The following is a 23,595-nucleotide window of genomic DNA, read 5'->3' on the forward strand; positions in this document are numbered from 1 at the left end:
TGTCAGCTGCAGATCGCGACTGACGCCGGACGCACCGCTGCACGCGGCTCGCCCGCCGCTTCGGGCTCGCCTCCCACCAAGGCGACCTGGGTATGCGTGATGGAAACCTGGGTTCCCGGGTGCTCGGGAGTTATCTCGACCAAAGCACGCAACTGTCGGGCCAGCGCCGCGACGATGCTCGTACCCAGGCCGGTCCGCACCGGCACGGTCGGCGGCATGCCGACGCCGTCGTCGCGCACGCACAGGATCCAGTTCGGCCCGTGGAAATTATAGTCGATGGTTATCTTTCCTGGTCGTCCATCGGGAAAGGCGTGCTTGAGCGCGTTGATCACGAGTTCCGTGACGATCAGGCCCAGGCTCACCGACACCCTGGCCTCGACCACACCGTCTCCACCTTCGACAATAAGTGAAATCTGATCGACGTCGCCGATCATCGAAGCCGAGATGCTTTCACAGAGCTGGGTGAAATAGGCGTGCACTTCGATGTCGCCGTCTCTCGAGGTGGACAGCAACCGTTCAAGCGCGGCCACGGACATCACCCGATGATGGGCATTCTCGAGATGGCCGCGCGTCTCCTCCGACGTGGTGGTTCGCGCGTTGCCTAGCAAAACGCTGGCGATGATCTGCAGACTATTGGCGACCCGGTGGCGAACCTCCTGCAACAGGACGCGATTTTCGCGGGCGGCCTCTTCCTTCAGCGTCGTATCGGCCCGCGCGTGCGTGACATCTGAAACGGCGACAAGGATGCGCGTTTGCTCCAGATCCAGATAGTCCAGCCGTCTGGCCTGGACGATCAGATGCTGAACTGGCCGCTGCAGCCGTTGGAGATTGATATCATGGGCGTCAGCCGAACCGTCCCCCGCCAGTGTCGTTGTCATCAAGGATCGCAGTTGGAGGTTATCCCATTTGCCGTCATCCAAAGTGTAAAGCGGTTGGCCGGTCAGCTGCGCCGCGTCTGCGCCGAAAACCGAGCAAAAAGACGTGCTCGCCGCGATGATGGTGAGCTCACCGTCTAGAAGCAACAGCGGTGCTGGCGAGGACGTGACGATAGCTAAGGTCAGGCTGAGCGCTACGTCTTCGGGACTATGTTTTTTGGCAGACATGAACAGCCTTCGGAAAACCGGAAGGCTCGCGGAGCGAAAGCCAGGGGCCGGGGGGTCGCGAGCGTCAGAACGTGCGTTGGTCGACACCCTTGGAAGCGCTCACGTAAATCCATAACGGATGAGGGCGTGCAAAGTTGCGCCAATGAAACAATGTTTATGTGAGCGTATCAGACATGGCTTCCTAAAAGCCGCCCGTCCTTTGTCGGCCAGAAACGGACCTCTAGCCGGCTGCTATACCGCTGCACGAAGGGCGTGGAGCCGGCAGCCACCACAACCTGACATTGTGGCTAATTAAACGGCGGGCTCTTAGGGATCGTTAGACGTTAGACGCTTCAGCGCCGCCTTTACGATCGCGCCCTGATCGGAGTGATAGCCAACTTGAGCGTAGGCCGCCTTCAGGCCGCCGAGCCGACGGCGGAAGAACTGGCTGGTCGGTATGGTAGGATCTGCATCAATGACATCTATCGACAGGTGGCCGTGCTGATCCATCAATCGTCGCAGGTGATCCAGAAGCTGTTCATCCGTGATGCGGCTGCCGTCTTGGTTGAAGCGGATTGACGCTTTATTGGCACCCTTGTCATGCCGCTCACGCTGATTTCGTAATGAAGCTGCACGGCGGCTGGTCATATTCACTTCGCCAAAACCTGCCAAGTGACACGCGTTGGCAAGACCGCCGAACCTCCGAATAAAATATCTGGCAGTGGGCGAATGGACATCCTTGTTGATGATCGCCGGCGTCAGGTGCCCATGCTCGGCGTAGATGCGACGCAGTTCGTTGAGAAGATCCTCGTTGGTGTAGGGTTTGCCGTCGGCGTTTAGTTTCCATCGGGTCGGCATTTCATAGCCGACTGACAGATAAGCCGCGTACAGGCTCCCGTAGCGTTTCCGCAATGCCTGAGGCAGAGGCAGGTACGGACAATCATGCACGAGTGAATATGTCAGGCGCCCGTGCTGTACATAAAGCCGAGTAAGACGTTCATGGAGGTCTTGGTCACTCAGGCGCACCCTGGTGATCTCTTTCAGCCGACGCGCCGCAGCTTTAAATAGTTTTATAGGAATGATGGGCTCCATCATTTCAGAACGCGACCACGTCTCGGGCAGAGTCTTGAAAGGTCGGCCCAAATTGTTGAGCTGCCGGCCGAAGACGTAGCGGCCGATGTAGATTTCGTTTCTCAGGAGGTTACGGATGGTGCCCAGTGACCAATCGCCACCGTGGGTGGATGTGCGCCCCTCTGACGCCAGCGCTTTTTCGATCTCGGCAAGGCGCATTTTTTGATCGACGAACATTTGGAAGATTCGACGCACAAGATCCGTCTCCTCCTTCGGCCCATGGGTCAGAATGACCCGATCGGTGATGATCGCTTTGCGTTCGCCCGGCTCCAGTATCATACGGCGAGTGCCGCCCTCGTCGACCAGCTGCCGCCTGGTTCCGTAAGGAGGATCGCCGCCTTGCCTAAAGCCAAGCCGCGCCTGTTGGCGTTGCGCGCGCGATACCTTTCTTGAAAGCTCCCGGCTGTATTCTGCCGCCATGACGCGCTTTATCTGCTTGACGATCGCGGACGTCGCGCTGCCATCGTTTTCAAAGGCCTCGGCACAATAGGCGACCGAAACGCCAGCCTCTCGGCACAGAAACTCGTAGTGGGCTGACTGATCCACGTCCTGGAATCGCCCCCAACGGCTGATGTCCAGAACAAGAACAACCGTATAGGGCGCCTTGCCGCCCATCACGTCGCTGAGCAGTTGTTTGAGGGCCGCTCGTCCCCGCAGTGACAGGGCGCTTCGTCCCGCATCCTTGTAGGTTTCCACGATCTGATAGCCACGGGATTTGGCGTAGGCCGCAATTCCTGCGCTCTGATTGTCGAGGGAATAACGTTGGTGTTCGGTGGACATGCGTAGGTATTGCGCAGCCGGAATTGACCCGGTGCGTGCGACTGGCAGTTTCAAAGCTACTTTTCCTCGGGAGTCGGCGGCGTAAGATCTGCCTCGGGGAGTAACCGAAGCATGGCAACAGTCAAGGGACAGACTTCCGCCCCGGCGAAGCCGATATTTTCACGGAGCGCGACCGCCATATGGCAGAACGTCCTTGGGAACCTCCCCCTGCGCATTCAGGCCGTATGTATGTGGGACAGCCGGTGGAGGATTCACGCTAAGATTGTGGCTCGGCGCATAAAGCTCGTGGCCCAAATGAGCCCCTGCCACATCGATCGACTCAGCCGAATTTCAGGTGAGGAATGCGGCCACGCTGGCTGGGGTATAGCCGGCTTCGTCTTCCTGTAGGTCTGCCACTAGGTCGGCAAGCTTCGAGTGCCGGCCCGCCTCGACAAGCCCCTGGAAATGGGCAGCGAGCGTGCTCGAGCGTTTGATCAGAACGCGATACCTGCCCAGGAAAACATAAGGTTTGCTTTTGGGCGTGACGAAGTCACGCAGATATATCGCGCCAGTCCAACGCCCCTGCACCTCCACCAAAACCTGCGCTGGCCGCGATACATCCACCCTCTCAAGCTGAACGACCTGAATGGCAAGCGGGCCAAACGGCTTAACTTGTGCGAAGGTCACGGTACTATCGGGATCGGCATCGAAGAGCCACGAAGCTGAACGGTCTTGCTCCATAACGAAGCTGATCCCAACAGCGTTGGTCATGATTTTTTGCACGAGACGGGCACCTGGCTCGCCTTCGGTTTCGTGCATGACCATGCCGTTAGGCGTTTGGGCATAGAGGTGCTGCTGCGTGAAGCAGACTATGCCGGTCAGCGTTTGGAGTTCGTCGGCCCTGACATGAATCGGATCGCCGCCACGGAGTGGGTAGAGCTTGAAGGGTGCAAGGTCTGGGAAGCGACGTACGGCCTCAAAGAGTTCGTCCTTCGTGAAGGAGTCATAGACATTCCCGCCATGCATCGCGGCCTGACGCCGTAGCTCCGCTATCGTTCCGAGGTCCTGGCCGTTGGTGTGCTGCAGGAAGGCGCGATAGCCATCGTGGACAAGGTTAGTGACATCTTTGGCAAACTCCGCGGACGTCGAGTTCTCGATGAGTTGGCGACGATCGAGTGAAAAGGCAATGCCATCCGGGGTAGTGCGATTAGCGAGGTAGGCGCCGACGCGATCCAAATCGAAACAAAGGTGCGTAGTGCGCAATGGCGCTCCGAACCCGCAGATGCTGGTGCGCGAATGTCGCAGCCCAGGCAACGCATTCATCAACGATTGACGATCATTGAGGAGGAAGGTCGGCTTGCCGTTGACTATCCGGTAAGCGATGAGAAGCGAGAGGTCGGTTTTGCCTTTGCTGTCGCGCCAAGGGAAGAGTCGGATGCCGTGCTCGTCGATAATCTTGCCGCGACTGCCAAGCACAGCCTCATCGGGGACATCGGGCACGACGTTGGGAATGGCTATTTCCTCATCATCCGTTCGGAAGGTCACCGGGATTTCAGAACAGAGAATTTGTGCTCGGGCGCCGGTAAAGACGTCGTCGATGATGATGTCTTCGCGAAGCTGGATTCGCACCGTGGTTCCGCATGGCCGTGTGATCGGGCGGAAGACGGTGTATTCCTTGAGGTGGTCGAGGGAGACATCAAAAGCCGTTCCAACGGCTGCCTCCGCCGCTTTGGGGTCGCCGCGATAGGGTTCGAAGGAAGCCGTCTCGACGTGCGCGATCTGCGCAAGAGTAAAGACGGACCAGAAGCCGACGCCGAAGCGGGCGATGGGCGCGTACCCGGCGCTGGTGTAGCCCGGCTCGGCCGACCGGCTGCTGCCAACGGTGAGAAGGTTGTTGAGGATGACGCGCTCGGTCATGCCGCAGCCGTTGTCGACGACCACGATCTCGCGATGTTTGCGATCGAAGGTCACGGAGACCCGGGGCTCATAGACGTCGGCTTGGCTCGAATGGTGTCTCCGATATCGGCAAGCCTCGACGGCATTCTGAAGCAGTTCACGGATGGCGAGCCCACCGCTTTCTCGCCAGATTGCGTTTGAGGAGATGAGGTCGATGACGCTGCGCTTGTTGAGCCGCACGCCGAGACGTTCGAATCGGCCGTTGGGGAAGGCGAGGTTTCGGATGAAGGGTTCGGGTCGAATGCGAAGCCTCGGCGTGCTCAATCGCCGCTCAAGATCGCAATAACCTCGTATCCAAGCCTCCATCTGGTCGAAAGTGAGATGGGCCAGGGCCAGCACCTCTTCCTCACTAAAGGTGCCCGATACGATCACTCGACCGTCGGTGTCCACTGCGAGGCTGTCGCCGACACAGATGTGCTTCATATTCTCGAGATAGGAGATGCGGGCCTCCAAACTTGGATCCGTGGCAATAGCTGCCAGGACTCCGTCAACTACCCGCGTTTCGCTGAACTCCAGTGCGTCTGCTACGCACATTATGATGGCAAGCTGGCGAACGTCGATCGGCTTTTCCTCGGCCGCGTAGGACGGCGCAATTGTGGCCTCGAGCTCGCCGATCGAGAGGTTATGGGCGCGCATGATTTTGTCGAGAGCGTCCACGAGATTGATCGGCACTTGGAGGCGCGCCGCGTTCTCTTGGATATATGACCCACCGCGTTTCGAGTGCTCGCGCCGCAGGAACGATTGGAGCCGAGGATTGGTCTCCCAGTCAGGTCCTTCCGTAAGGCCGAGGGCTTTTAGCAACTGGTCGGCCTCGCCGGGGAACACCGTCATCCCTAAGTCGTGGGCGTAAGCGGCGAGGATGATGAGGTAGATTTCGGCAGCGGTGAACGATTGTGGTTGAGTGTCATCGAGGCATCCGAGCGCGATAACCTGCTCGACCCGGCGCAGCACGCGAAAGCCGTGATGGGCGTCGTGCCGTGTGTAATAGGGGAAGTGCTTGGCCGTGCTCGCCAACATCGGCGTGATCGCCTCGAGGAAAGTGATGGCGCGCTGGGCGTATGCAGCGTCGAGTTCGACAAGTCGCTGGTAGAGGCGTGTAGAACGAAGTTCCACCAAAGGCTCACGAATATCCACGCCTGTTAGCTCCCTCTCCTAGCTGGCGACTCTGTGCGGTCATGAGTCGTTAGGTCGAGCACTGTGTTATCCAAGCGACCTTCCGGCGTCAAAAGTGTGCCGCGAGAACGCGATAGGTTACGAATTGTGTCCTGAGACCTACCCAACTGTGAGCTACTTTGGGTGTGGTGCAGCCGCACTTACAGGCGTGATTACGTTGGGGAGGCAGGTCCGTTAAGCGTGAAATGGCGTCGTCCAAACGTCGATTTGGAATGACCGCAAGGGGCCGTTAGCCGGCTGGCAACCCTCAGAGCCCAGGCTGTTGGATTATGGTAACCTTGGAGGTGCCTGCTACACAGCGTTAATCGGTGGCACCACCGCTTTGATGGCAGCCCTGAGTTCTGGCTTTCTTGGGTCCTTAATCGCCCTGACGATCCAGGCTGTAAATACGTCTTTATGGACGCCGCGAAGGTAGCGTGCGGCAGTTGCGATTATGTGATCTTTGTGATCGTAGACGCGAAGCAGCGCTGATATGTCATCGTCAGTGATTGCCTTGATGATCGCGTCACGCACCTCTTTGGCGAGGGCGGCCACGTTGATCGTGGCGATCCGAGCCGTGAGCTCGGCGCCGAGCTCGGCCTCGTCCCTCACATCCTCAAAGCTGACTATCTTGAGCGCCCGATCGATTCGTCGCCGGCAATGCTCCACCGCGATCGCGGTTTGAACGCCGGGCTCCGAGGCCTTATTGAACAGATCGGCCTTCAACTTTGACAGCCGAGTAATCTTCTCTGCCTCGTTGTGCGACTCATGGTCGAGAATAGCGCTCGCAACGCTTGGCAACAGGAAGAGGTTTTCCACACGGAGACCGGCAGCACGAAGATATCGTCTCCGGCGAGACTAGCTAAGTCCGCCTCAGTTCGAGAATCCGCATCCACAAGGCCGGCACAGGTAACCCTAGTGAGCGACGCGTTGGCACGCATGGTGCGGACCGACCGGATGACCTGCTCGCACCCTCCGCGCGCCACGACCGTCAGATTGGGGTAGCAGGCTCGGTAGATCGCCAGATCAAGGCTGGTACCTTGGCCCTCTACAAACAAAATCGGACGACGACTACCGAGAATCAGAGTGGTGAGTTGCTCGTCGAAACCGCTGTCGTCGGGAACCTCCTCGACGACCCAACTCGCTGGCGACGAGAAGGAGCGCACGACGAGTTTGCGCCCGGTCTTGCTGGCGGCGAACTCCAAATCGTGGGTGATTAAGACGAACGCGCAGTCTGGTCGGCTTGCCTCCAATTCATCCCAAAGACGTCCGAGCACGGCACGATGAACGTGCAACTCAGGTTCGTCAAAAATGATAACACCTGTGGGCGCGAAAAGGACTTGACCGATCATGTAAAAGATAGCGCGCTCGCCGTCGCTCATTTGGCCGGCGCTGTAAGGTGCGACATTCCCGCCGCCTACAGGCTCAACTTGGATATCGTCTGCCGTAATGATCAGGCGCTTGGTGGGCAGCACTCTCTCCCACATTGCAGCCAGCTGCTTGAACTTCGTGCTTGCGGGTTCGCTAACAATCCCTTTGTAACGATCCGTTAATTCACGTACGGCGATGTTGTTCTGCTCAGCATAGAGCCACTGTAGCAAAGCGTCAAAGTCGTTTAGCAGATGAGTCGAGGAGTTCGATCGCCAGCGATTGCCCTCGCGATAAGTCGGTATGTCTTGCTGGGCATATTGATTGGTTTGAGGAGAGTCGATCCCAGACAATAGATTAAATTTGCTTTGGATCTCGCTGACCTTAACGACGTTAGGGTTCAGAGTGAGGGCTCGGTGAGCGCTTACGCGGTGTGCGTCGACGCCAGCCCATTGTTCTAACCAACTAGCCAGCCGCGTTTTGCCGCTGCCGTTGGCACCAACAAATATCGTCGTCTCGCCAGCGCTGAGTTTGAGGGAAAAGTCTGCGCTTGGAATTTGAACGTCTAGCGGGAGTGGCATGTCGTCAAAATGGCATTATGCTGGTGGCGCGTCTAGTGCAGGCGACCACAGGTAGAGCCGGTTAGCGCGCTCGTCCAACGACGGCTTCCAAGGATAACTCCGAGCGTACGGGACGGCAGATGGAGGCGCGAAGCGGTCGTTCGCATTTTGGAAGCCGCATGCGGGTCCGGGATCAGGGCGACCTTAACCGGCGGGTGTTCGATGCTCACAGATTCTGGTAGCCATTTGATCTCTTCGGGAAGGCGCCGAGGATATAGCCTCACCCAGACACTGACTCCTACGACATCGTGGCATTCCTTCACCGAGCCGTGCAGGGATCGCCCAGAGCTGAGAAAGTGCTTCTTCGACTTGCGATCGACACCGCCGGAGTCCCAGCGAGTTGAGTCGCCACCGACTTGAGAGAGTCGTAGCGCGCTCTAGACGGCTAAGGGTCGTCAGTCGGTCGACGGGTCGACTACTGTAACACCTTGCCTAATAAACGGCGGGGGGCGATCGGAAGCCAAGAGGCGCGCTGGTCTTTAAGAGGCTGCGAATTCATTTCCATTCAGGCTCATACGCGTGGGTCGAATGTCGGGACGGAATGAGCTCGCTATGTCAGGGCAGGCCAACAGGAGTATGGTTTCCAATATTAGCCCCCCGAGTCGTTTCCAAACGGACTTCCCTTGAAACACCATTTCAATCCTGCGGTCTCTATCAAACCGTGGGCCGGAACGGACAAGCTCGTCTGTCAGATGCGCTTGATCAATGGCCGAGTCGTTCATGGCCGCATCCATCCGAATGCTACCGGCTACGAGCGCGACCTGTACAAGACGAATGGCTTGACGCCGGAGGTAGAGCAGCACCTTGAGGTGAATTTTTTCAAGCCGGTCGACACTGCTGCCGAGCTGGCACTACGGAAGATGCTCGCTTGGGACAAGACGCTGTGGACGCCCGAGATGAGGAGCGCTTGGACACGTTACCTCCTTTCGCTACGCTTCCGTAATCCGGACACTGTCAACGATCTCAAAGCACACGTGCTCAACATATGGTCGGCAGCGCGGGAGAGCATCAGGAAGAACTTCGCCAATTGGCGACGTGACAACGATCCCCATACCTGGGACGAATTCGAGAAGCTGCTCGACCCGGCTGCCCCGCACATCGGTGCAACTAACCTGATGATCCGGATCATCGACAACGATAAGATCGGGCCGACGATTTTCGGCATGCACTGGTCGATCCACAAGCTCGTCGATTCCAAGGTACCGCTGCTGACTTCGGACCGCCCGCTCGACTGGCCGGCCGGTCTCTCATCCCCGAAGGCCTACATCGCCCTTCCAGTCTCGCCGAAAACGGTCTTCCTGGCTTCTAACGACTCCGGGATGCAGCACTGGGCAAAATCGCAATCGCACACCCAGATCGCCAAGGGCCTGAACAAGAGCGTCGTAACCCAGGCGCGCGAATACGTGTGGGGCACCGACGGTCGACAGATCGAGTTCGTACGGAAGCACTTCGGGACGGCATCGATCTACTCGGCGATCACCGCAGCTCAGAAAGCGGCGTCACTGCGCGCAGCGACTGGAGAGAAAGTCGACCCAGCGGCTTGAGCGGCGCTCGGCAGATCTAAGACGGCGGTGCGCGGCGAGCAGTTCCTCTAAGAAGCGGCGATGACGAGGATCTTCGCCATGTGCTAGGTGGTGTGGCACTGTGACTGACTTCGCGGGAGAGTGCGCAGGAGTGAACATCGACGGTGAGGACTTGGATTGGGCGCCGATGGACGCCGCTTTCAACAGCTTGAGCAACAGCTTTGTTGTCGGGGAACTCGAGCGAGCCTTTCTGGTGCAGGGTATTGACCCGACCAAGGCAAATCGTGCGGCGACGCGGTATTTGCAGTCGATGCGAAAGCATGGACGAGCGCTCTATATACGCAAAGCATGGCTCAAGTTGAGAGAGTACGGAGAGCCTTGGCTGAACCTGCGACTGTGAACACTTGGTGAGCGATCTGCTCTCATAAAATCTGAATTAAGTGGCAGCCTTCCTTGGGCAGCTAGTTCCTCGGCGAAGCCTCAAAACCCGCATTCTGGCTCACCGACGCCTACTTCGCGTCGTCGTCCGGTCTGACCAAATCGACATGGCTTACGCCCAGGGCTTGGGCAATTTTTAGCACCGTCTCGACACTGGGATTTCGCTGCCCGCGCTCCAAGCCGCTGACATATTGCTGGCTGATGTCCGCCCGCTCAGCGACCTGCTCCTGCGTTAACTGGGCGGCCGCGCGCAGCCGCGCGAAGTTTCTGCCGACCAGCTTGCGCATATCCATGCGCGCGAAAATCGACGGTTTCGGCCCGAGAGTTTATCAACTATAATATGTAAATGGCAGGGTGACGTCGGGGTTTTTTTATGCAGTCCAAAACGAAACAGGATGTGGTGCGCTGGATCGAGTCAGAGATGGTCAACGCCGATGCCGAACATAGGCTTTACCTGGAAGCCATCATGGCATTCCTGCACATGCCCCCTGATCGACGGGATCACATGTCATGGCAAATAGGGGATATCGAGTTTGCCCCGGATCGCCCGGTAGACTCCGGGGGGCGATGATATGGCCGATTGGATTGACAACGACACGTTCATTTCCAATGACGGCAAGGTTGTTAGGAAAGGGTTCTACCATGATGATGCCGGGGTGTTGCGGGCATATTTTGGCCCGAAGCCCTTGCAACCGCCGCCATCTCTCACAGCTGTCAGTACGCCAACCTTCGTGGGCTACCCTGCGCCTTACGAACGACGAAGGCCCGAACCATACTTCGAGCACAGGACCAGGGTGGACACTGCACCCTGGTCCCAGCCCGACCCTAAGCCAACCTTCGTGCCTTACGAACGACCAAGGGCTGAACCATACTTCGAGCATAGGTCCTCGACAGACACCGAGTCCTGGCCCGCGCCGGACGCCGAGCCCCGGTCAAACCAGTATGTCGAGCCCACCGGTGCCGGCCTGTCATGGCTAGGCGTACTCGCCATCGTGATTATCACCTCGATCGCAACGGCAACGTACATGTCATTCCTGAAGAATGATGGAGCCGGCGCCACTCAGGGGCAATGCTCGCATGCTGAATGCTGACTAGGTTGCAAGGCTTCTTGACGGCAACTGATGCGCGCTTCTTTTCGCACCTCATTACGCGGAACGTGTCCCAGGCGTCTGACTTGTATGTTGCAGTCCATTAGGCCTTGGCCGTGTGGACCGGTCCCCTGACTCGACAATTCCCGGTCCACATAATCGGCATGTACTTTGGACCGGGACGGTATATAGCCGCCGATCCTATTGGACCGGAGAGGGCAGATGCTTGTCGGATATGCGCGAACTTCGACTTTTGAACAGGAAGCCGGCTTGGCCGCCCAGGTTCGTGACCTGAGCCGCCTCGGTTGCGAGAAGATCTATAAGGAGCAGGCGTCGGCTCTTGGAATCCGAACAGCGCTGGAAGAAGCGATCGAGTTCTGCCGCGAGGGCGATACGTTTGTCGTCACAAAGCTAGACCGGCTCGCCCGCTCAGTTAAGCACATGTGGATGGTTCTCGACCGCCTCCAAACGAAGATGGTGGCCGTGAGGATTGAGAACCTTGGTATCGACACCGGCACACCAACCGGCAAGCTGATGTTGAATATTCTCGGCGGCGTGGCGGAGTTCGAACGGGAGATGATGCTTGAGAGGCAGCGCGAAGGCATTGCCAGAGCCAAAGCCGCAGGACAGTACAAGGGACGAAAGCCTACAGCGCGAGCACGACACGTCGAAATTTTCGCCCTGCGCGCTGAAGGGTTGAGCATGAACGTGATTGCCGCCCGGCTAGGTATTGGAAAGGGGTCTGTCGCAAGAGCGATCAGAGGTCTTTAGCCGGGTGTTTTTTCACGCTTGTTTTCCATTGCGGAAACGTCGTCTACACCCGAGAGACGCGCGGACACGCTGAGACGTTGTTGCTTTGCCACGGCCACGCCCGCTGAGCCAAGGCGGCGCGGCGGGATGTTGCCTAGGCGGTCGATTGGTCGGCTCCGAAAACGGACTAGAAATCATCCCTCGTGAGGAGGTCGACAATGTAGGCGTGCTCATGCGTTAGCCCCTCATTCAGAGTCATACGCATCGCCAGGTGTGAAGGCACCTGAAGCATCGAACTCTTTTCGCTGCCTCGCGCGTGCCCTTCGAAAACGGTGCACTTATCGAGGACCTCGTCAGGCAGCCGCCCGCCTTTGGGCTGACCCATGACGATACAATAAATGTCGCGATTCAACATATCCTCCAGGTTCCCAATTGCCGTAGGAACATCCCAGTCGCCGAGGTAGACGAAAACTGCGTCGGGCTTTACTCTGTCGAGGAGAACGGGCAAGTCGACCGGTTCACTCACTTCGATGGCGTCACAGCCGTAAGCTTTCAGCAACTTGACGGCGTCGTCGGGGCCATTCCCATCCAAGCCGATAACCAGCCAAGACGGCCGAGGCCGCTTTGCGCTGAATTCCTTTTCTTCCTCGAAGATTTTCTTACGGTCTTCGGCCAGTTCGCGCTCTTTCTTCAGCCACGCGAACATCGTCGATTCGAACATGAACGGGTGACCATCGGCATCGACATCGATCGAAGGACCCCATCCTTTTCGATACATAAAATAGAGTGTGTCTTCGGTCATCCTGACATAGCCAAATTTGCGCAACTGCCTGACCACTTCGGCAAGGCTCAACACGACATCGCCTTCTTTCATAAATCCTCTTCTTCCGTCGATTGAACGGCAATCTAATGGCCGATTGTCTTCGGCCGTTGGTGGGGACGTCGACTCTATCGGCCGACGGCATGGCGATATCACACGTGAAGCAAAGCTCAAATAAAAAAATTGTCTACATTTCTTTCGTGGGCTTTTGTCGTTGTTTTTGCTTTACGCCGGACCTGTCATCCCCTATATAGCCGATCATGTATCGTGATATTCTTGGTTGGCGCGGCCGACAACTTTATAAGCAAGGCTTGGTCGAGCTGGTGGCCGGCATGCCCGGCCTCGCCTTCAACGTCACCGCTGGCCTCCACCCAGGAGCGTCGCGAACGGAAGTGGAGGCTGCGCTTCGCGGGTGGGTCGCGCGAGTGAATCGATACTATCTCGGCCGAAACTGGCTCAGGCAACCCAGCAAGGGCACAAGCGGCATTGTGTTCTTCGAGGACAGACCGCACAATCACGCACACGCAATAGTTGCGCCGCCATTGGGCGCGTCATTTCTGCACTTTGAACTTTACGGGCGGTTTTGGTTCGAACCTTATCCGGCAAAGGAACTGGCATCATTTTATCCGCGCCCAGTCCACCATCGTGGCAAGATGCTGATCCAGCGGCTGGGCCGAACCAAGGAAGATCTTGATCGTACCGCTGGGTACAATGCCAAGAGAATCGAAAGGGACTTCCGCGCCATCACCGCGTGGAAGATGATAAACGACCTCGGCCGTCAGTAAGCCTTATTCATTATGATCGCCATGAGCAGGCCCTTCGCCACGCGTCGGTTCTGTTAAGGCCAAATGGGCCCACTTCTTGGCTCCCGCTAGGGACCCGAGAATGGTTTAGTATTGTCAGAAAGCCCTCCTTCGAAAGCGTACCATCCTTGGAAGGGGTAGACGAACGCTGACCCACCGTTGGCGGTGTCCAAGGGTTTGAGCCATGACTACTTCGACAAAGTTGTTCCATGCCTCCAACCGAATACCGTTGGCCGCACATGACCAAGACCGATGCCGGTCAGGTTGAAAAGCATCCGGTGCTCGACCAAAGACCCTGTCCACATCAAAACAATCGATATACTGAGGTGCCCCTGCGAAAGGGATGTGCCATGTGGATATGTTTCAAGGAAGGCTTTGTCTCGGCAGTTCAGAACCCAGACGATCCAGACGATCTGGTGGTCAGGGCCAGGAACGTCCGGCATCTAGAGGCGCTGTTTCCGAACCATGAGATCGTCATGTCACCAGATGCCGACTATGCTTGTCGGGCCTATATCCCCAAGACTGAATTCGGCGCTCTGTTAGCACGTAAATCTGCGGCAATCGATTACCAGAACTTCAAAGCCAGCGTGATGGATCGGCGGCTTCATCAGCTGTATGCCGAGTTCTGGCGCCTTCATTTGCGCTACCAATGGAGCGGCGGCGTCTAACCTTTCCGGCTCGATGGGTAAATCGACCGAAAAACATCACTTTCGCCAACAACCGGTTTATCCGCCCGTGGCCGTACGACCCGATTGTTGCCGTCCTTGAAGAAGACGTCGAACTGTCGCGCCGACCGGTCGTGTGGTTCGTCATCCATTCCCGCATCTCCGTTGCCATAGACACTGTCATGCTGTGCCTTCGATAGCTCGACGACGTTTTCGGCACGCGGCTGCCTGTCGCCCAGTGTGGCAACTTCGATTACAGAGATCAGGGACTTGAGCCGCCCGGCCACCTTGGTGCGAAGCCGGTACCTTTCATCGTCCCCGCCAGACCGCAGCTCGGCTATTAAGGTTTGAATTTCTGCTCGGCTCTGGACGAAGCTGGCCACTTCGACATCAAGCCGACGACGCTCTTGCGCGAGTTCATCAGATTCCATTGACAAAGCTTCTATCTCGCCCTGGATCCGGGCGAGCTCGCCCTTCAGGAAGTCAGACGGCATGTCCTGATCGAGTAGTAACCGAAACGTCCGGTCTCGCTCCCTTTCGAGTCGAACGAGGCTGCCTTCGGCCGCCTGCATTTTCCTCTCGACCGCTTGTCGATGGCCCGAGCCATCCTGAGCGCGAAGGAATGATCCCAGATCGATCTCCTCAACGAACGTCAGGAACGATGCCTCGAAGTCGTCGTAGCGCCAAGCCATGTTGTCACAGCCAAGCCCACGTCGTGCATTGTCACAGGCTAGGTACGTACCGCCTTTTGGGAGTGAGCCTTTATTGATGAAATGCATTGGTGCAGCGCAGTAGGCACAGCGTGCTAGCCCCGAAAACAGGTTGCTGACAAACTTGCCTTTTCGTCCAGCTCCGCCGATCCGGCGCTGAAAACGGCCCGACTGGACGCGCAGGAACAGCTGTTCGTCTACGACTGCCGGAAAGTAGTTCTGGACGGCCGGCCCTGCGGGAACGCGGCGGCCATCAACGATCTTGTGCGGCTGGTACTCGCCAATGGCCGCGCGACCGGTAAGAATTTTCCCGACGTAAGAGGTCTGCCAGCCCGTCGATCTACCAAACGGCTCGACGCCTGACTTGTTCAACCTTCTTGCAATCGCGTAGCTGCCGAGGCCAGATGCCGCATCCTCGAATATCGATTTGACGACGCTGGCGCGGTCGGGATCAATATTGAAGGACGCTCGGTCCATTGACAAATGTAGCCATGCCGGAGCCAAAGCGGTCAGCTTCTTCTCATCTATCGTTTTGCGCTTGTTGCCCCAAGCTGCGCTTAAGCGGCGGCTTTTGGTCTGCGACTCTTCGTGCGCTCGGCTCATGATCGCCAACGACACAACTAACTGACTGAAGTCGGTTGTCTCGGCCGTGTAGACCTGGCCATCGGCAAGGGTAACGAGCTTGACGCCGGCCTTAATCAAATCTGTAAAGACCGAGAGTGACGTGAAAACGTTTTGCCGGCTAAGTCGATCAAGGGACTCAACCAGCAGGTACGACCCGGAGGGCACATCTCCGCTCTTCACCGAATTTAGGAATCGACCAAGGCTGGACACATCGGACAGATTGGCTCCCCGGAACGCCGACACACCGAGATCCTCTAACTGAAACTCTTTTACGAGATCCAGATCGTGATCCTTGGCATAGGCCTCGGAGAGTTCAAGTTGCCGACGGCGGCTGTCTCCTCTCAACTGAATGTCTGTCGACATGCGTATGTAGGAATATGCCCGAGGGCGAATGGGTGCCGTTTTTGCCATAACCGGAGGCACTAACGGGTGTGTGACAGAGTGTCAATTAATTGACCATAATGTCTTGATGGTTGGCCCACCAGGCTCCGGCAAATCGATGCTGGCGCAGCGGCTGCCGTCGATCCTGCCGCCGCTGGCGCCGAAGGAATTGCTGGAAGTCTCGATGATCGCTTCGGTGGCGGGCGAGCTCGGCGAAGGCAAACTGACCGACCGGCGGCCGTTTCGCGCGCCGCACCATTCGGCCTCGATGGCGGCGATGGTCGGCGGCGGTCTGCGCGCACGGCCGGGCGAAGTGTCGATGGCGCATCACGGCGTGCTGTTCCTCGACGAGTTCCCCGAATTCACGCCGCAGACGCTCGATGCGCTGCGCCAGCCGCTGGAGACCGGCGACTGCATGATCGCGCGCGCCAACCATCGCGTCACCTATCCGGCGCGCATCCAGCTGGTGGCGGCGATGAACCCATGCCGCTGTGGCATGGCCGGCGAGCCGGGCTATCGCTGCCTGCGCGGCGAACGCTGCCGCACCGACTACCAGGCGCGCATTTCCGGGCCGCTGCTCGACCGCATTGATCTCAGGATCGAAGTGCCGGCGGTCTCGGCCAGCGACCTGATACGGCCCGATCGGGCGGAAAAGAGTGCCGCGGTCGCGCTGCGCGTCGCCCGCGCCCGCACCATCCAGCGCGAACGTTTCGAGCGGCTCGGCGTGACCAGCGCCACCACCAACGCCCATTGCGCGCCGGCGGTCATCGAAGACATCGCGATGCCCGATGCCGCTGGCCTGTCGCTGCTCAAGGACGCCAGCGAAAAGCTCGCTTTTTCAGCGCGAGCCTACCACCGCGTGCTGAAAGTGGCGCGCACGCTGGCCGATCTCGACGCCAGCGAAACCGTTGGCCGCATCCATCTGGCCGAGGCGATCTCCTATCGTATGAGTTCGGAACGGGTGGCGCAGGCGGCATAATATCCGGCACCGGTGCCTTGTCGCCGCCGATCTGAGCTAACGCCGAGGACAAGGGCCTGATCTGCCCTTTTCGCCTGTGGGCCGGAAGCAGCCTGGGCCGGCGAGGAGTTCGACATTCTGGCGTCGCGCAGCCTGATCGCCATCGCCAATCATTTCCGCGGCACACAGGTGCTGTCGCGACCGGAGGTCGGCATCCACGCCTCGGCGCTGGACCTGCCCGACCTTGCCGACATCAAGGGCCAGGAGACCGCCAAGCGGGCGCTGGAAGTGGCGGCGGCCGGCGGGCATAACCTCCTGACGTTGTGGTACGTTATCTTCGAGGAGTCCGGCACGGGCTATCGGGCTGGCAAGAATGTCTACTTAGAACACGAGAGCGGTCATTGCAGGATGAGGCCGTCGTAGACGGGAAAGCCACATCTTGGTTACGTCAGCGTTCCAGGTCAGCCCGCGTGAAGACAGGAAGAACGGGCAGCGCGGGAACGCCTTGGATGCTAGGGGCACCTTCGCCTCGCCAGATCGCGCATACGACTGCCAAGACGTCCGCCCCTTCATTCGCCGCAAGTTGATGGGCGTCCGCGACGGCGCCTCCGGTCGTGATGACATCCTCGATAAGGGTCACTTTCCGTCCTGCGATGTCCTGACCTTCGATGGCACGACACGTCCCGTAGGTCTTGGCCTCTTTTCGGACGAATGCCGCCGGCAGCCCGGTCTCAATCGAAATCGCTGTGACAAGAGGGATGCCCCCCAGTTCAAGGCCCGCGATGATTTCCGTTTCAGCAGGCAGAAGATCGGTCATTGCCCGAGCCAGCGACCTCAGCAAAACGGGTGTGCCTTCAAAGCGATACTTGTCGAAGTAGCGGTGGGACACTTGGCCGGATCGCAGCACGAATGCACCTTCCATCGTGGAGATCGCCGCGATCTGCCGTGCAAGGTCCGACAATGATATAGTCCCGCTGGCCATCCGCTCTCTCCTGAAAATGCAGACGGTAGGCAGTAGGATAAAGACTGTTTGTCAGCAAGCTTTCCGCGCCCGAATGGCCACTTCGTCCCGCGTGGCTGCCACTATCATACCAGAACGGCAACGACCGCTTTCACAATTACAGCCATTTAGTATTCCCTAATGTATAGCGGATCTTTTAGGTTGACGTTGTGCTACATTAATCCAAGGCTGGATAGAGAGACACCGACGTCCATCTAGAATGTCGGTGGAGACGCGATTCGAGATCGTGCTGGAGCTGGCAACTCGTGTGCCGAACACAGTTCGGCAACCCGCTTTTCGAAATCTGGCGTTGCGCGCGGATGGAGGATTACCCCCTCCACAAGAGCTTTCACATCCACTGGCGGCGTGTAGCCTCTCGTGTCAGGCAACATAAATGGCTTGATGAATTGGCCGTTGGCAGGTTCCGCCGACAAGCTCCACATCACGGCGCGAACCTCTCGCTCGTCTGCAAAGAAATGCCGCTTGTGCGTGATGAGTTGCATCATATTCAACGACGGTAGTGGATCGCGGTCATAGTCGATGTAGCGGACCATTGCGAGGTTCACTACAGCGTGGTTGAGCTGTCCATTGAGCGTCGAATACCTTGTCCGCACGACGACAGAGTCTGGCCCGCTGACGTAGCGCTCCCACATCGCAATGTTTTCCTCGCATGCCATGTGCCAGCAGGAGAGGTAGTACTTGTTCTGGAACTCGCGCGCAAAGTCGGATAGCTGAACGCGGTTGTCTAAGATGACGTTTCGCTCTTCTTCAGTTGGAGCGTTCTCTGCCGCGATACGCCAGCTTTCAAGCTCTGCGGCAGGCGTTGTTCCCTCAAACTCATCAGATAATAAGTCCGCCCGGCACATGTAGAGCGTGCGCGTCGTCACGAGCGATTCAAACTTGTCGAAAGCCATATACCGCCAGATCGCCGAACCCTCATCAGAAGGCTGCGGAAACGCGGGATGGCGATGATTGGAAACGGTGATTTCCATTCTTCACCTCGAATGTTGGGGCAGATGTACGCTCGTCTGCGGGGGATGGGAACGCCGGAGTTCTCCCCACGTTAGATGTCCCCCAGAGCCGCCGTCGCATGGTCCACCCGGCAGGCACGGCTGGATAAGGCAAGGGCTGGCGCGGGCGCAGGCCGAAGGCCGAGCCTCAGGCCCCTTGCCCTATCACCCTTGAGAAACTCATAGAGCTCTCTGGGTAGAGCGGCGATCACGCCCACTTCTCATTGATGTGATCGCGCCACCCTTGTGCAGCGCGAGCGGTCAAGAATAAAAGCTGACCGCTCTGCACAAGTTTTCGGCCTCGCTCCTGAAAGGCCGGAGCTTCAGCAGGTTTAGCCTCCAAAAAGGCCTCCTCCCCGGCGCGGCTGGACAGACAATGCTGGTACCGTTCCTGATCATGTTCCGCGAGGGTGTCGAGGCGGCGCTTATCGTCGGCATCGTTGCCAGCTATCTCAGCCGCACCGGTCGCGGCGCCTGGATGCCGGTGGTATGGATCGGTATTTTCCTGGCGCTCGCCTTCTCGCTCGGCGTCGGTGCCATCCTGCAATTTGCCAGTGTCGAGTTCCCGCAGAAGACGCAGGAACTGTTCGAGGCCATCATCGGGCTGGTCGCCGTCTGCGTGCTGACCTCGATGGTGTTCTGGATGCGCAAGGCGGCGCGCTCGATCAAGGCGGAGCTGCACAATTCGATCGACGCGGCCTTCGAGACGCCATCGCATAAGGGCTTCGGCCTGATCGCTATGGTCTTCCTGGCGGTGGCGCGCGAGGGCGTGGAGTCGGTGTTCTTCCTGCTCGCCGCCTTCCAGCAGGAGAACAGCTTTGCGCCGCTGGCGGCCCTTGCCGGCGTGCTGCTGGCGGCAGCCGTCGGCTACGGCATCTATGCCGGCAGCGTGCGGCTGAACTTCAGGCGCTTCTTCCGCTGGACCGGCGCCTTCATCCTGATCGTCGCCGCCGGCCTGCTCGCCAATTCGGTCAATGCGCTGCATGAGGCCGGCCTGTGGAACCATGGGCAGGGGATCGGCTTCGACATCAGCGGCGTGCTGCCGATGGACGGCCCGCTGGGCTCGGTGCTTTCGGGCATTTTCGGCTATATCGACGCGCCGACCTTGAGCGAGATCGTCGTCTATCTCGGCTTCCTCCTGCCGTCACTGTGGCTCTTCCTGGCGGACCGGCCAGGCCTGCAGCCGGCAACGGCCGCCAAGCAAGGACGGCCCGCGACATGATCACCACGCCGCAATCCCCCGCGCTGCCAAGCGCCGCCGTGCGGGCCGGCCTGGCGGTTTCGATCGCGCTGCTGCTGGTCGCCGCAGCGGCTTTCACCTATGCGACACGGGTCGCGCAGAAAGGACGCCATGACGCGTCATCCGCGACCCTGGTGGCGATCACTGAAAAATCCTGCGAGCCCAACGAGCTGACTGTTGCCGCCGGCCGGCATGTCTTCCGGATCGAAAACCGCTCCGACCGCGCCGTCGAGTGGGAAATCCTCGACGGCGTGATGGTGCTCGAGGAGCGCGAGAACATCGCGCCGGGCTTCACCCAGACATTGGCCACCCGGCTCGAGCCCGGCGACTACGCCATCACCTGCGGCCTGCTCTCGAACCCGCGCGGCCGGCTGCACGTGCTGCCCGCCGCCAATGCCGGTGCGGTGCAGAAACCCGATCTGGCCGCCTTCATCGGCGCGCTCGCCGAGTACAAGGTGTTTTTGGCGACCGAGACCGATGCCTTCGTCCAGGCGGCGGATGCCTTCACCGGCGCGGTGAAATCGGGCGATCTGGAGGCGGCAAAGGCGCTCTATCCGCCGGCCGAGACCGTCTATGCGCATCTCGCGCCGGTGTCGCCGCTGTTTTCGGATCTCGATGCGGCGATCGACGGGCGCGCCGAAGCGTTCGGCCAGCGCGAGGCCGATCCGGATTTCGGCGGCCTGCACCGCCTCGAATACGGGCTGTTCAGCCAGGGCAGCACGGACGGCCTCGCCCCCGTCGCCGACAAGTTCATGGGCGACGCGGCATCGCTCAAGACGCGCGTCCACGATTTGCGCATCATGCCCGAAAGCATGGTCAGCGGATCGGTTGCGATCCTGGAGCGGTTTGCAGCTCCAGGCCCAGGCTTCGGCGACAGCCCCTACGCCCATGGCGACCTCACCTTCTTCGAGGCGGCGGTGACGGGCGTTCGCAAGGTGTTCGACCTCCTGCGGCCAATCGCGGCCAAGACCGCGCCCGACATCGTCGCGTCGCTCGACAAGGATTTCACCGTGCTCGGCGACATGATCGCCGTGCGCCGCGCTGAGGCCTCCGACGTGCTGTCCGATCCCGCCAAGGCCGAGCTCGGCAAGGCCGCCACCGTGCTCGCCGGAGACCTCTCCCGATTGCGTGAAACCATGGACCTCAGCCAATGACAGCCAGGGAAAAACCCTTCGACCCGAATGCGGCCTTCTCGCCCTCACGCCGCTCGGTGCTGATCGGCGCGGTTGCCGGGGCGCTCGCCCCCCAGGCAGCCGTGGCTGCCGGCGCCGGCAGCGTCACCAATGCGCCGGAGAGTGACACGATCGACCAGCGGCAGGCTTTCCATGGTGAGCATCAGCCCGGCATCGTCACGCCGCGGCCGGCCGCCGGCCTGGTCGCTTCCTTCAACGTGCTCGCCCAGAATCGCGCAGGACTGCAAAGGCTGCTGCACACACTGACCGAGCGCACGGCCTTCCTGATGGCGGGCGGAACGCCGTCCGTGCTCGACCCGAAATTTCCCGCCGCCGATTCCGGCATTCTCGGCCCGGTGGTGACGCCGGACAATCTGACGATAACGACGTCGCTCGGCGCCTCGATCTTCGACGACCGCTTCGGCCTGCAGGCGCTAAAACCGAGGCATCTCGTCCGGATGACATCGTTCTCCAACGATGCCCTGCAGGATGAGTTCTGCCATGGCGACCTGTTGCTGCAATTCTCGTCGAACACGCCTGACACCAACATCCACGCCCTGCGCGATATCGTGAAGAACACGCCGGATTCGTTGCTCTTGCGCTGGAAGCAGGAAGGCTCGGTGCCGGTGCGGCCGCCAAACCCGGGAAAGCCCAAGCAAAGCGCGCGCAACTTCCTCGGTTTCCGCGACGGGTCGGCCAATCCGGATTCCACGGACGCCGCGCTGATGAAGCGGATCGTCTGGGTGCAGCCGGGCGGCGCCGAGCCCGCCTGGACAGCAGGCGGCACCTATCAGGTGGTACGTCTCATCAGAAATTTCGTCGAGCGCTGGGACCGCACGCCGCTGCAGGAACAGCAGACGATCATCGGCCGGCAGGAAGCGAGCGGCGTGCCGCTCGAGGGCGGCACAAGCGAGGCCGATGTCCCGCACTACGCCAACGATCCGCAGGGCAAGACCACGCCGCTCGACGCGCATATCCGGCTGGCCAATCCGCGCGACGCCGAGGCGCAAAAACACCTGATCCTGCGGCGGCCCTTCAACTATTCGAACGGCGTCAGCAAATCCAACCAGATGGATATGGGCCTGCTGTTCATCTGCTACCAGGCCGACCTCGAACAAGGTTTTGTCGCCGTCCAGACCCGCCTCAGCGGCGAGGCGCTCGAGGAGTACATCAAGCCCTTCGGCGGCGGCTATTTCTTCGCCCTGCCGGGCGTGAAGGACGACCAGGACTACCTCGGCCGCTCCCTGCTCGAAATGCCTGCCGAGACCCATGCCTGAATTCCGAACCCCCGCTTGACACTATGAGAGGACGTCCCTTGAGAAACCATCGCCTGCCGGCGGTCTCCGCCATCGCCCTGCTGACCAGCTTCGCGCCGGCTCACGCCGCCGTTTCGCCGCTCGATCTCGTCCAGCCGATCGCCGACTACAAGCTCTACGTCCAGGGCAAGATCGACACGCTGGTGACCAGCACCAAGGCGTTCACCGACGCGGTCAAGGCTGGCGACCTCGCCAAGGCCAAGGCGCTTTATGCGCCGGCCCGCGTCAACTATGAGACCATCGAGCCGATCGCCGAGCTGTTCTCCGACCTCGACGGCGCCATCGATTCGCGCGCTGACGACCATGAACAGAAGGAGAAGTCGGCCGACTTCTACGGCTTCCACCGCGTCGAATACAGCCTGTTCAGCCAGAACACGACAGATGGCCTCGGCCCGCTGGCCGACAAGCTCAACGCCGATGTGCTCGACCTGCAGAAGCGCGTCGCCGGCCTCACCGTGCCGCCGGAAAAAGCCATCGACGGTGCCGCCGGCCTGCTCGAGGAAGTGGCGTCCAGCAAGATATCGGGCGAGGAAGACCGCTACAGCCACACCGATCTCTGGGATTTCCAGGCCAATATCGACGGCGCCCAGAAGATCGTCGCTCTTGTGCATCCGCTGGTCGAGAAGGAGAACCCTACTCTGATCAAGACCGTCGACGACAATTTCGCCACCGTCGACGCTATCCTGGCCAAGTACAAGACATCGGATGGCTTCGAGACCTACGACAAGCTGTCGGATGCCGACCGCAAGGCGCTGGCCGGTCCGGTGACGGCGCTGGCCGAGGATTTGTCCAAGCTGAGGGGTACGTTGGGGCTGAACTGAGGATCGTAGAACGGATCTGCGATCTCTTTGAAACGCGGCGTTTGACCCCGCGGCGTTCGGGGCTGGTTGCCTACTCGCCAGACGCAGCGCCGCCCCTCATCTGGCTGCCGCCATCTTCTCCCCGAAACGGGGAGAAGGACGCTGTCATCGCTGGTTTCGCCAATCGCCGGCGTTGCAGGGATGGTACCGGCGGTGCGGCCAGCTTCTT

At 59.5% G+C, this 23,595-nt stretch carries 20 protein-coding genes and 2 pseudogenes; 12 read left to right on the forward strand and 10 right to left on the reverse strand.

The window, feature by feature from the left end; translation table 11 throughout:
- Positions 1 to 2: 2 nt before the first annotated feature.
- The 5 genes from DBIPINDM_RS16730 to DBIPINDM_RS16750 form a co-directional block, all read right to left on the reverse strand.
- The gene (locus DBIPINDM_RS16730) at positions 3 to 1,103 is read right to left on the reverse strand and encodes a sensor histidine kinase (protein WP_258588276.1); all 1,101 of its coding nucleotides are present in this window, start codon (positions 1,101 to 1,103) and stop codon (positions 3 to 5) included.
- A 306-nt stretch (positions 1,104 to 1,409) separates the two neighbouring features.
- Complete coding sequence (locus DBIPINDM_RS16735; protein ID WP_258588277.1) at positions 1,410 to 3,047, reverse strand: recombinase family protein; 1,638 nt, start codon at positions 3,045 to 3,047, stop codon at positions 1,410 to 1,412.
- 276 nt (positions 3,048 to 3,323) lie between these two features.
- Positions 3,324 to 6,062, reverse strand: a complete 2,739-nt coding sequence (locus DBIPINDM_RS16740) for an ATP-binding protein (RefSeq protein WP_258588278.1) — start codon at positions 6,060 to 6,062, stop codon at positions 3,324 to 3,326.
- Positions 6,063 to 6,392: 330 nt separating this feature from the next.
- The gene (locus DBIPINDM_RS16745; protein ID WP_258588279.1) at positions 6,393 to 6,806 is read right to left on the reverse strand and encodes a hypothetical protein; all 414 of its coding nucleotides are present in this window, start codon (positions 6,804 to 6,806) and stop codon (positions 6,393 to 6,395) included.
- The gene (locus tag DBIPINDM_RS16750; RefSeq protein WP_258588280.1) at positions 6,803 to 8,029 is read right to left on the reverse strand and encodes an AAA family ATPase; all 1,227 of its coding nucleotides are present in this window, start codon (positions 8,027 to 8,029) and stop codon (positions 6,803 to 6,805) included. The genes DBIPINDM_RS16745 and DBIPINDM_RS16750 overlap by 4 nt, the downstream gene beginning before the upstream one ends.
- A gap of 662 nt (positions 8,030 to 8,691) precedes the next feature.
- Between DBIPINDM_RS16750 and DBIPINDM_RS16755 the strand changes: the two genes are divergently transcribed.
- Together DBIPINDM_RS16755 and DBIPINDM_RS16760 are read left to right on the forward strand one after the other, a co-directional pair.
- The gene (locus DBIPINDM_RS16755) at positions 8,692 to 9,612 is read left to right on the forward strand and encodes a DUF4238 domain-containing protein (RefSeq protein ID WP_258588281.1); all 921 of its coding nucleotides are present in this window, start codon (positions 8,692 to 8,694) and stop codon (positions 9,610 to 9,612) included.
- Between the two features lie 130 nt (positions 9,613 to 9,742).
- On the forward strand, positions 9,743 to 9,991 hold the full coding sequence (locus DBIPINDM_RS16760) for a hypothetical protein (protein ID WP_258588282.1): 249 nt from the start codon (positions 9,743 to 9,745) through the stop codon (positions 9,989 to 9,991).
- Positions 9,992 to 10,100: 109 nt separating this feature from the next.
- Here the strand turns inward: DBIPINDM_RS16760 and DBIPINDM_RS16765 are convergent, their stop codons facing one another.
- The gene (locus DBIPINDM_RS16765; RefSeq protein ID WP_258588283.1) at positions 10,101 to 10,322 is read right to left on the reverse strand and encodes a helix-turn-helix transcriptional regulator; all 222 of its coding nucleotides are present in this window, start codon (positions 10,320 to 10,322) and stop codon (positions 10,101 to 10,103) included.
- 80 nt (positions 10,323 to 10,402) lie between these two features.
- On the opposite strand from DBIPINDM_RS16765, the gene DBIPINDM_RS16770 reads away from it, so the two are divergent.
- The gene (locus DBIPINDM_RS16770) at positions 10,403 to 10,600 is read left to right on the forward strand and encodes a hypothetical protein (protein ID WP_258588284.1); all 198 of its coding nucleotides are present in this window, start codon (positions 10,403 to 10,405) and stop codon (positions 10,598 to 10,600) included.
- Positions 10,601 to 11,339: 739 nt separating this feature from the next.
- The gene (locus DBIPINDM_RS16775; RefSeq protein ID WP_258588285.1) at positions 11,340 to 11,888 is read left to right on the forward strand and encodes a recombinase family protein; all 549 of its coding nucleotides are present in this window, start codon (positions 11,340 to 11,342) and stop codon (positions 11,886 to 11,888) included.
- A gap of 166 nt (positions 11,889 to 12,054) precedes the next feature.
- Here the strand turns inward: DBIPINDM_RS16775 and DBIPINDM_RS16780 are convergent, their stop codons facing one another.
- Positions 12,055 to 12,741: a hypothetical protein gene (locus tag DBIPINDM_RS16780; protein WP_258588286.1), complete on the reverse strand. Its 687-nt coding sequence runs from the start codon at positions 12,739 to 12,741 to the stop codon at positions 12,055 to 12,057.
- A gap of 206 nt (positions 12,742 to 12,947) precedes the next feature.
- Between DBIPINDM_RS16780 and DBIPINDM_RS16785 the strand changes: the two genes are divergently transcribed.
- Together DBIPINDM_RS16785 and DBIPINDM_RS16790 are read left to right on the forward strand one after the other, a co-directional pair.
- Positions 12,948 to 13,472, forward strand: a complete 525-nt coding sequence (locus DBIPINDM_RS16785) for a hypothetical protein (protein ID WP_258588287.1) — start codon at positions 12,948 to 12,950, stop codon at positions 13,470 to 13,472.
- A gap of 257 nt (positions 13,473 to 13,729) precedes the next feature.
- Positions 13,730 to 14,158 (forward strand): hypothetical protein, encoded by a 429-nt coding sequence (locus tag DBIPINDM_RS16790; protein WP_258588288.1) that lies wholly within the window; start codon positions 13,730 to 13,732, stop codon positions 14,156 to 14,158.
- Here the strand turns inward: DBIPINDM_RS16790 and DBIPINDM_RS16795 are convergent.
- On the reverse strand, positions 14,155 to 15,852 hold the full coding sequence (locus tag DBIPINDM_RS16795) for a recombinase family protein (protein ID WP_258588289.1): 1,698 nt from the start codon (positions 15,850 to 15,852) through the stop codon (positions 14,155 to 14,157). The two genes, DBIPINDM_RS16790 and DBIPINDM_RS16795, sit on opposite strands and share 4 nt — an antisense overlap.
- 94 nt (positions 15,853 to 15,946) lie before the next feature.
- Here DBIPINDM_RS16795 and DBIPINDM_RS16800 point away from each other — a divergent pair.
- Together DBIPINDM_RS16800 and DBIPINDM_RS16805 are read left to right on the forward strand one after the other, a co-directional pair.
- A pseudogene (locus DBIPINDM_RS16800) lies at positions 15,947 to 16,849 on the forward strand (YifB family Mg chelatase-like AAA ATPase); the annotation flags it as partial.
- Positions 16,850 to 16,884: 35 nt separating this feature from the next.
- Positions 16,885 to 17,146 (forward strand): annotated as a pseudogene (locus DBIPINDM_RS16805) (ATP-binding protein); the annotation flags it as partial.
- A 130-nt stretch (positions 17,147 to 17,276) separates the two neighbouring features.
- Here DBIPINDM_RS16805 and pyrE read toward each other — a convergent pair.
- Entirely contained in the window at positions 17,277 to 17,810 is a 534-nt protein-coding gene (pyrE, locus tag DBIPINDM_RS16810; RefSeq protein ID WP_258588290.1) for an orotate phosphoribosyltransferase, read from the reverse strand.
- 233 nt (positions 17,811 to 18,043) lie between these two features.
- Positions 18,044 to 18,820: a hypothetical protein gene (locus DBIPINDM_RS16815; protein WP_258588291.1), complete on the reverse strand. Its 777-nt coding sequence runs from the start codon at positions 18,818 to 18,820 to the stop codon at positions 18,044 to 18,046.
- 394 nt (positions 18,821 to 19,214) lie between these two features.
- Here DBIPINDM_RS16815 and efeU point away from each other — a divergent pair, with 394 nt between their 5' ends.
- The 4 genes from efeU to efeO (DBIPINDM_RS16835) are packed head-to-tail and all read left to right on the forward strand — an operon-like array spanning position 19,215 to position 23,387.
- Positions 19,215 to 20,060, forward strand: a complete 846-nt coding sequence (efeU, locus tag DBIPINDM_RS16820) for an iron uptake transporter permease EfeU (protein ID WP_258588292.1) — start codon at positions 19,215 to 19,217, stop codon at positions 20,058 to 20,060.
- Entirely contained in the window at positions 20,057 to 21,232 is a 1,176-nt protein-coding gene (gene efeO, locus DBIPINDM_RS16825; RefSeq protein ID WP_258588293.1) for an iron uptake system protein EfeO, read from the forward strand. The genes efeU and efeO (DBIPINDM_RS16825) overlap by 4 nt, the downstream gene beginning before the upstream one ends.
- Positions 21,229 to 22,527: an iron uptake transporter deferrochelatase/peroxidase subunit gene (efeB, locus tag DBIPINDM_RS16830; RefSeq protein WP_258588294.1), complete on the forward strand. Its 1,299-nt coding sequence runs from the start codon at positions 21,229 to 21,231 to the stop codon at positions 22,525 to 22,527. Before efeO (DBIPINDM_RS16825) ends, efeB begins: the two co-directional genes overlap by 4 nt.
- Positions 22,528 to 22,550: 23 nt before the next feature.
- A complete protein-coding gene (gene efeO / locus DBIPINDM_RS16835) occupies positions 22,551 to 23,387 on the forward strand; it encodes an iron uptake system protein EfeO (RefSeq protein WP_258588295.1) in 837 nt (278 codons plus the stop codon).
- The last annotated feature ends 208 nt before the right edge of the window (positions 23,388 to 23,595 follow it).

The sequence above is a fragment of the Mesorhizobium sp. AR02 genome (genome assembly GCF_024746835.1).
Taxonomy (GTDB): Bacteria; Pseudomonadota; Alphaproteobacteria; order Rhizobiales; family Rhizobiaceae; genus Mesorhizobium.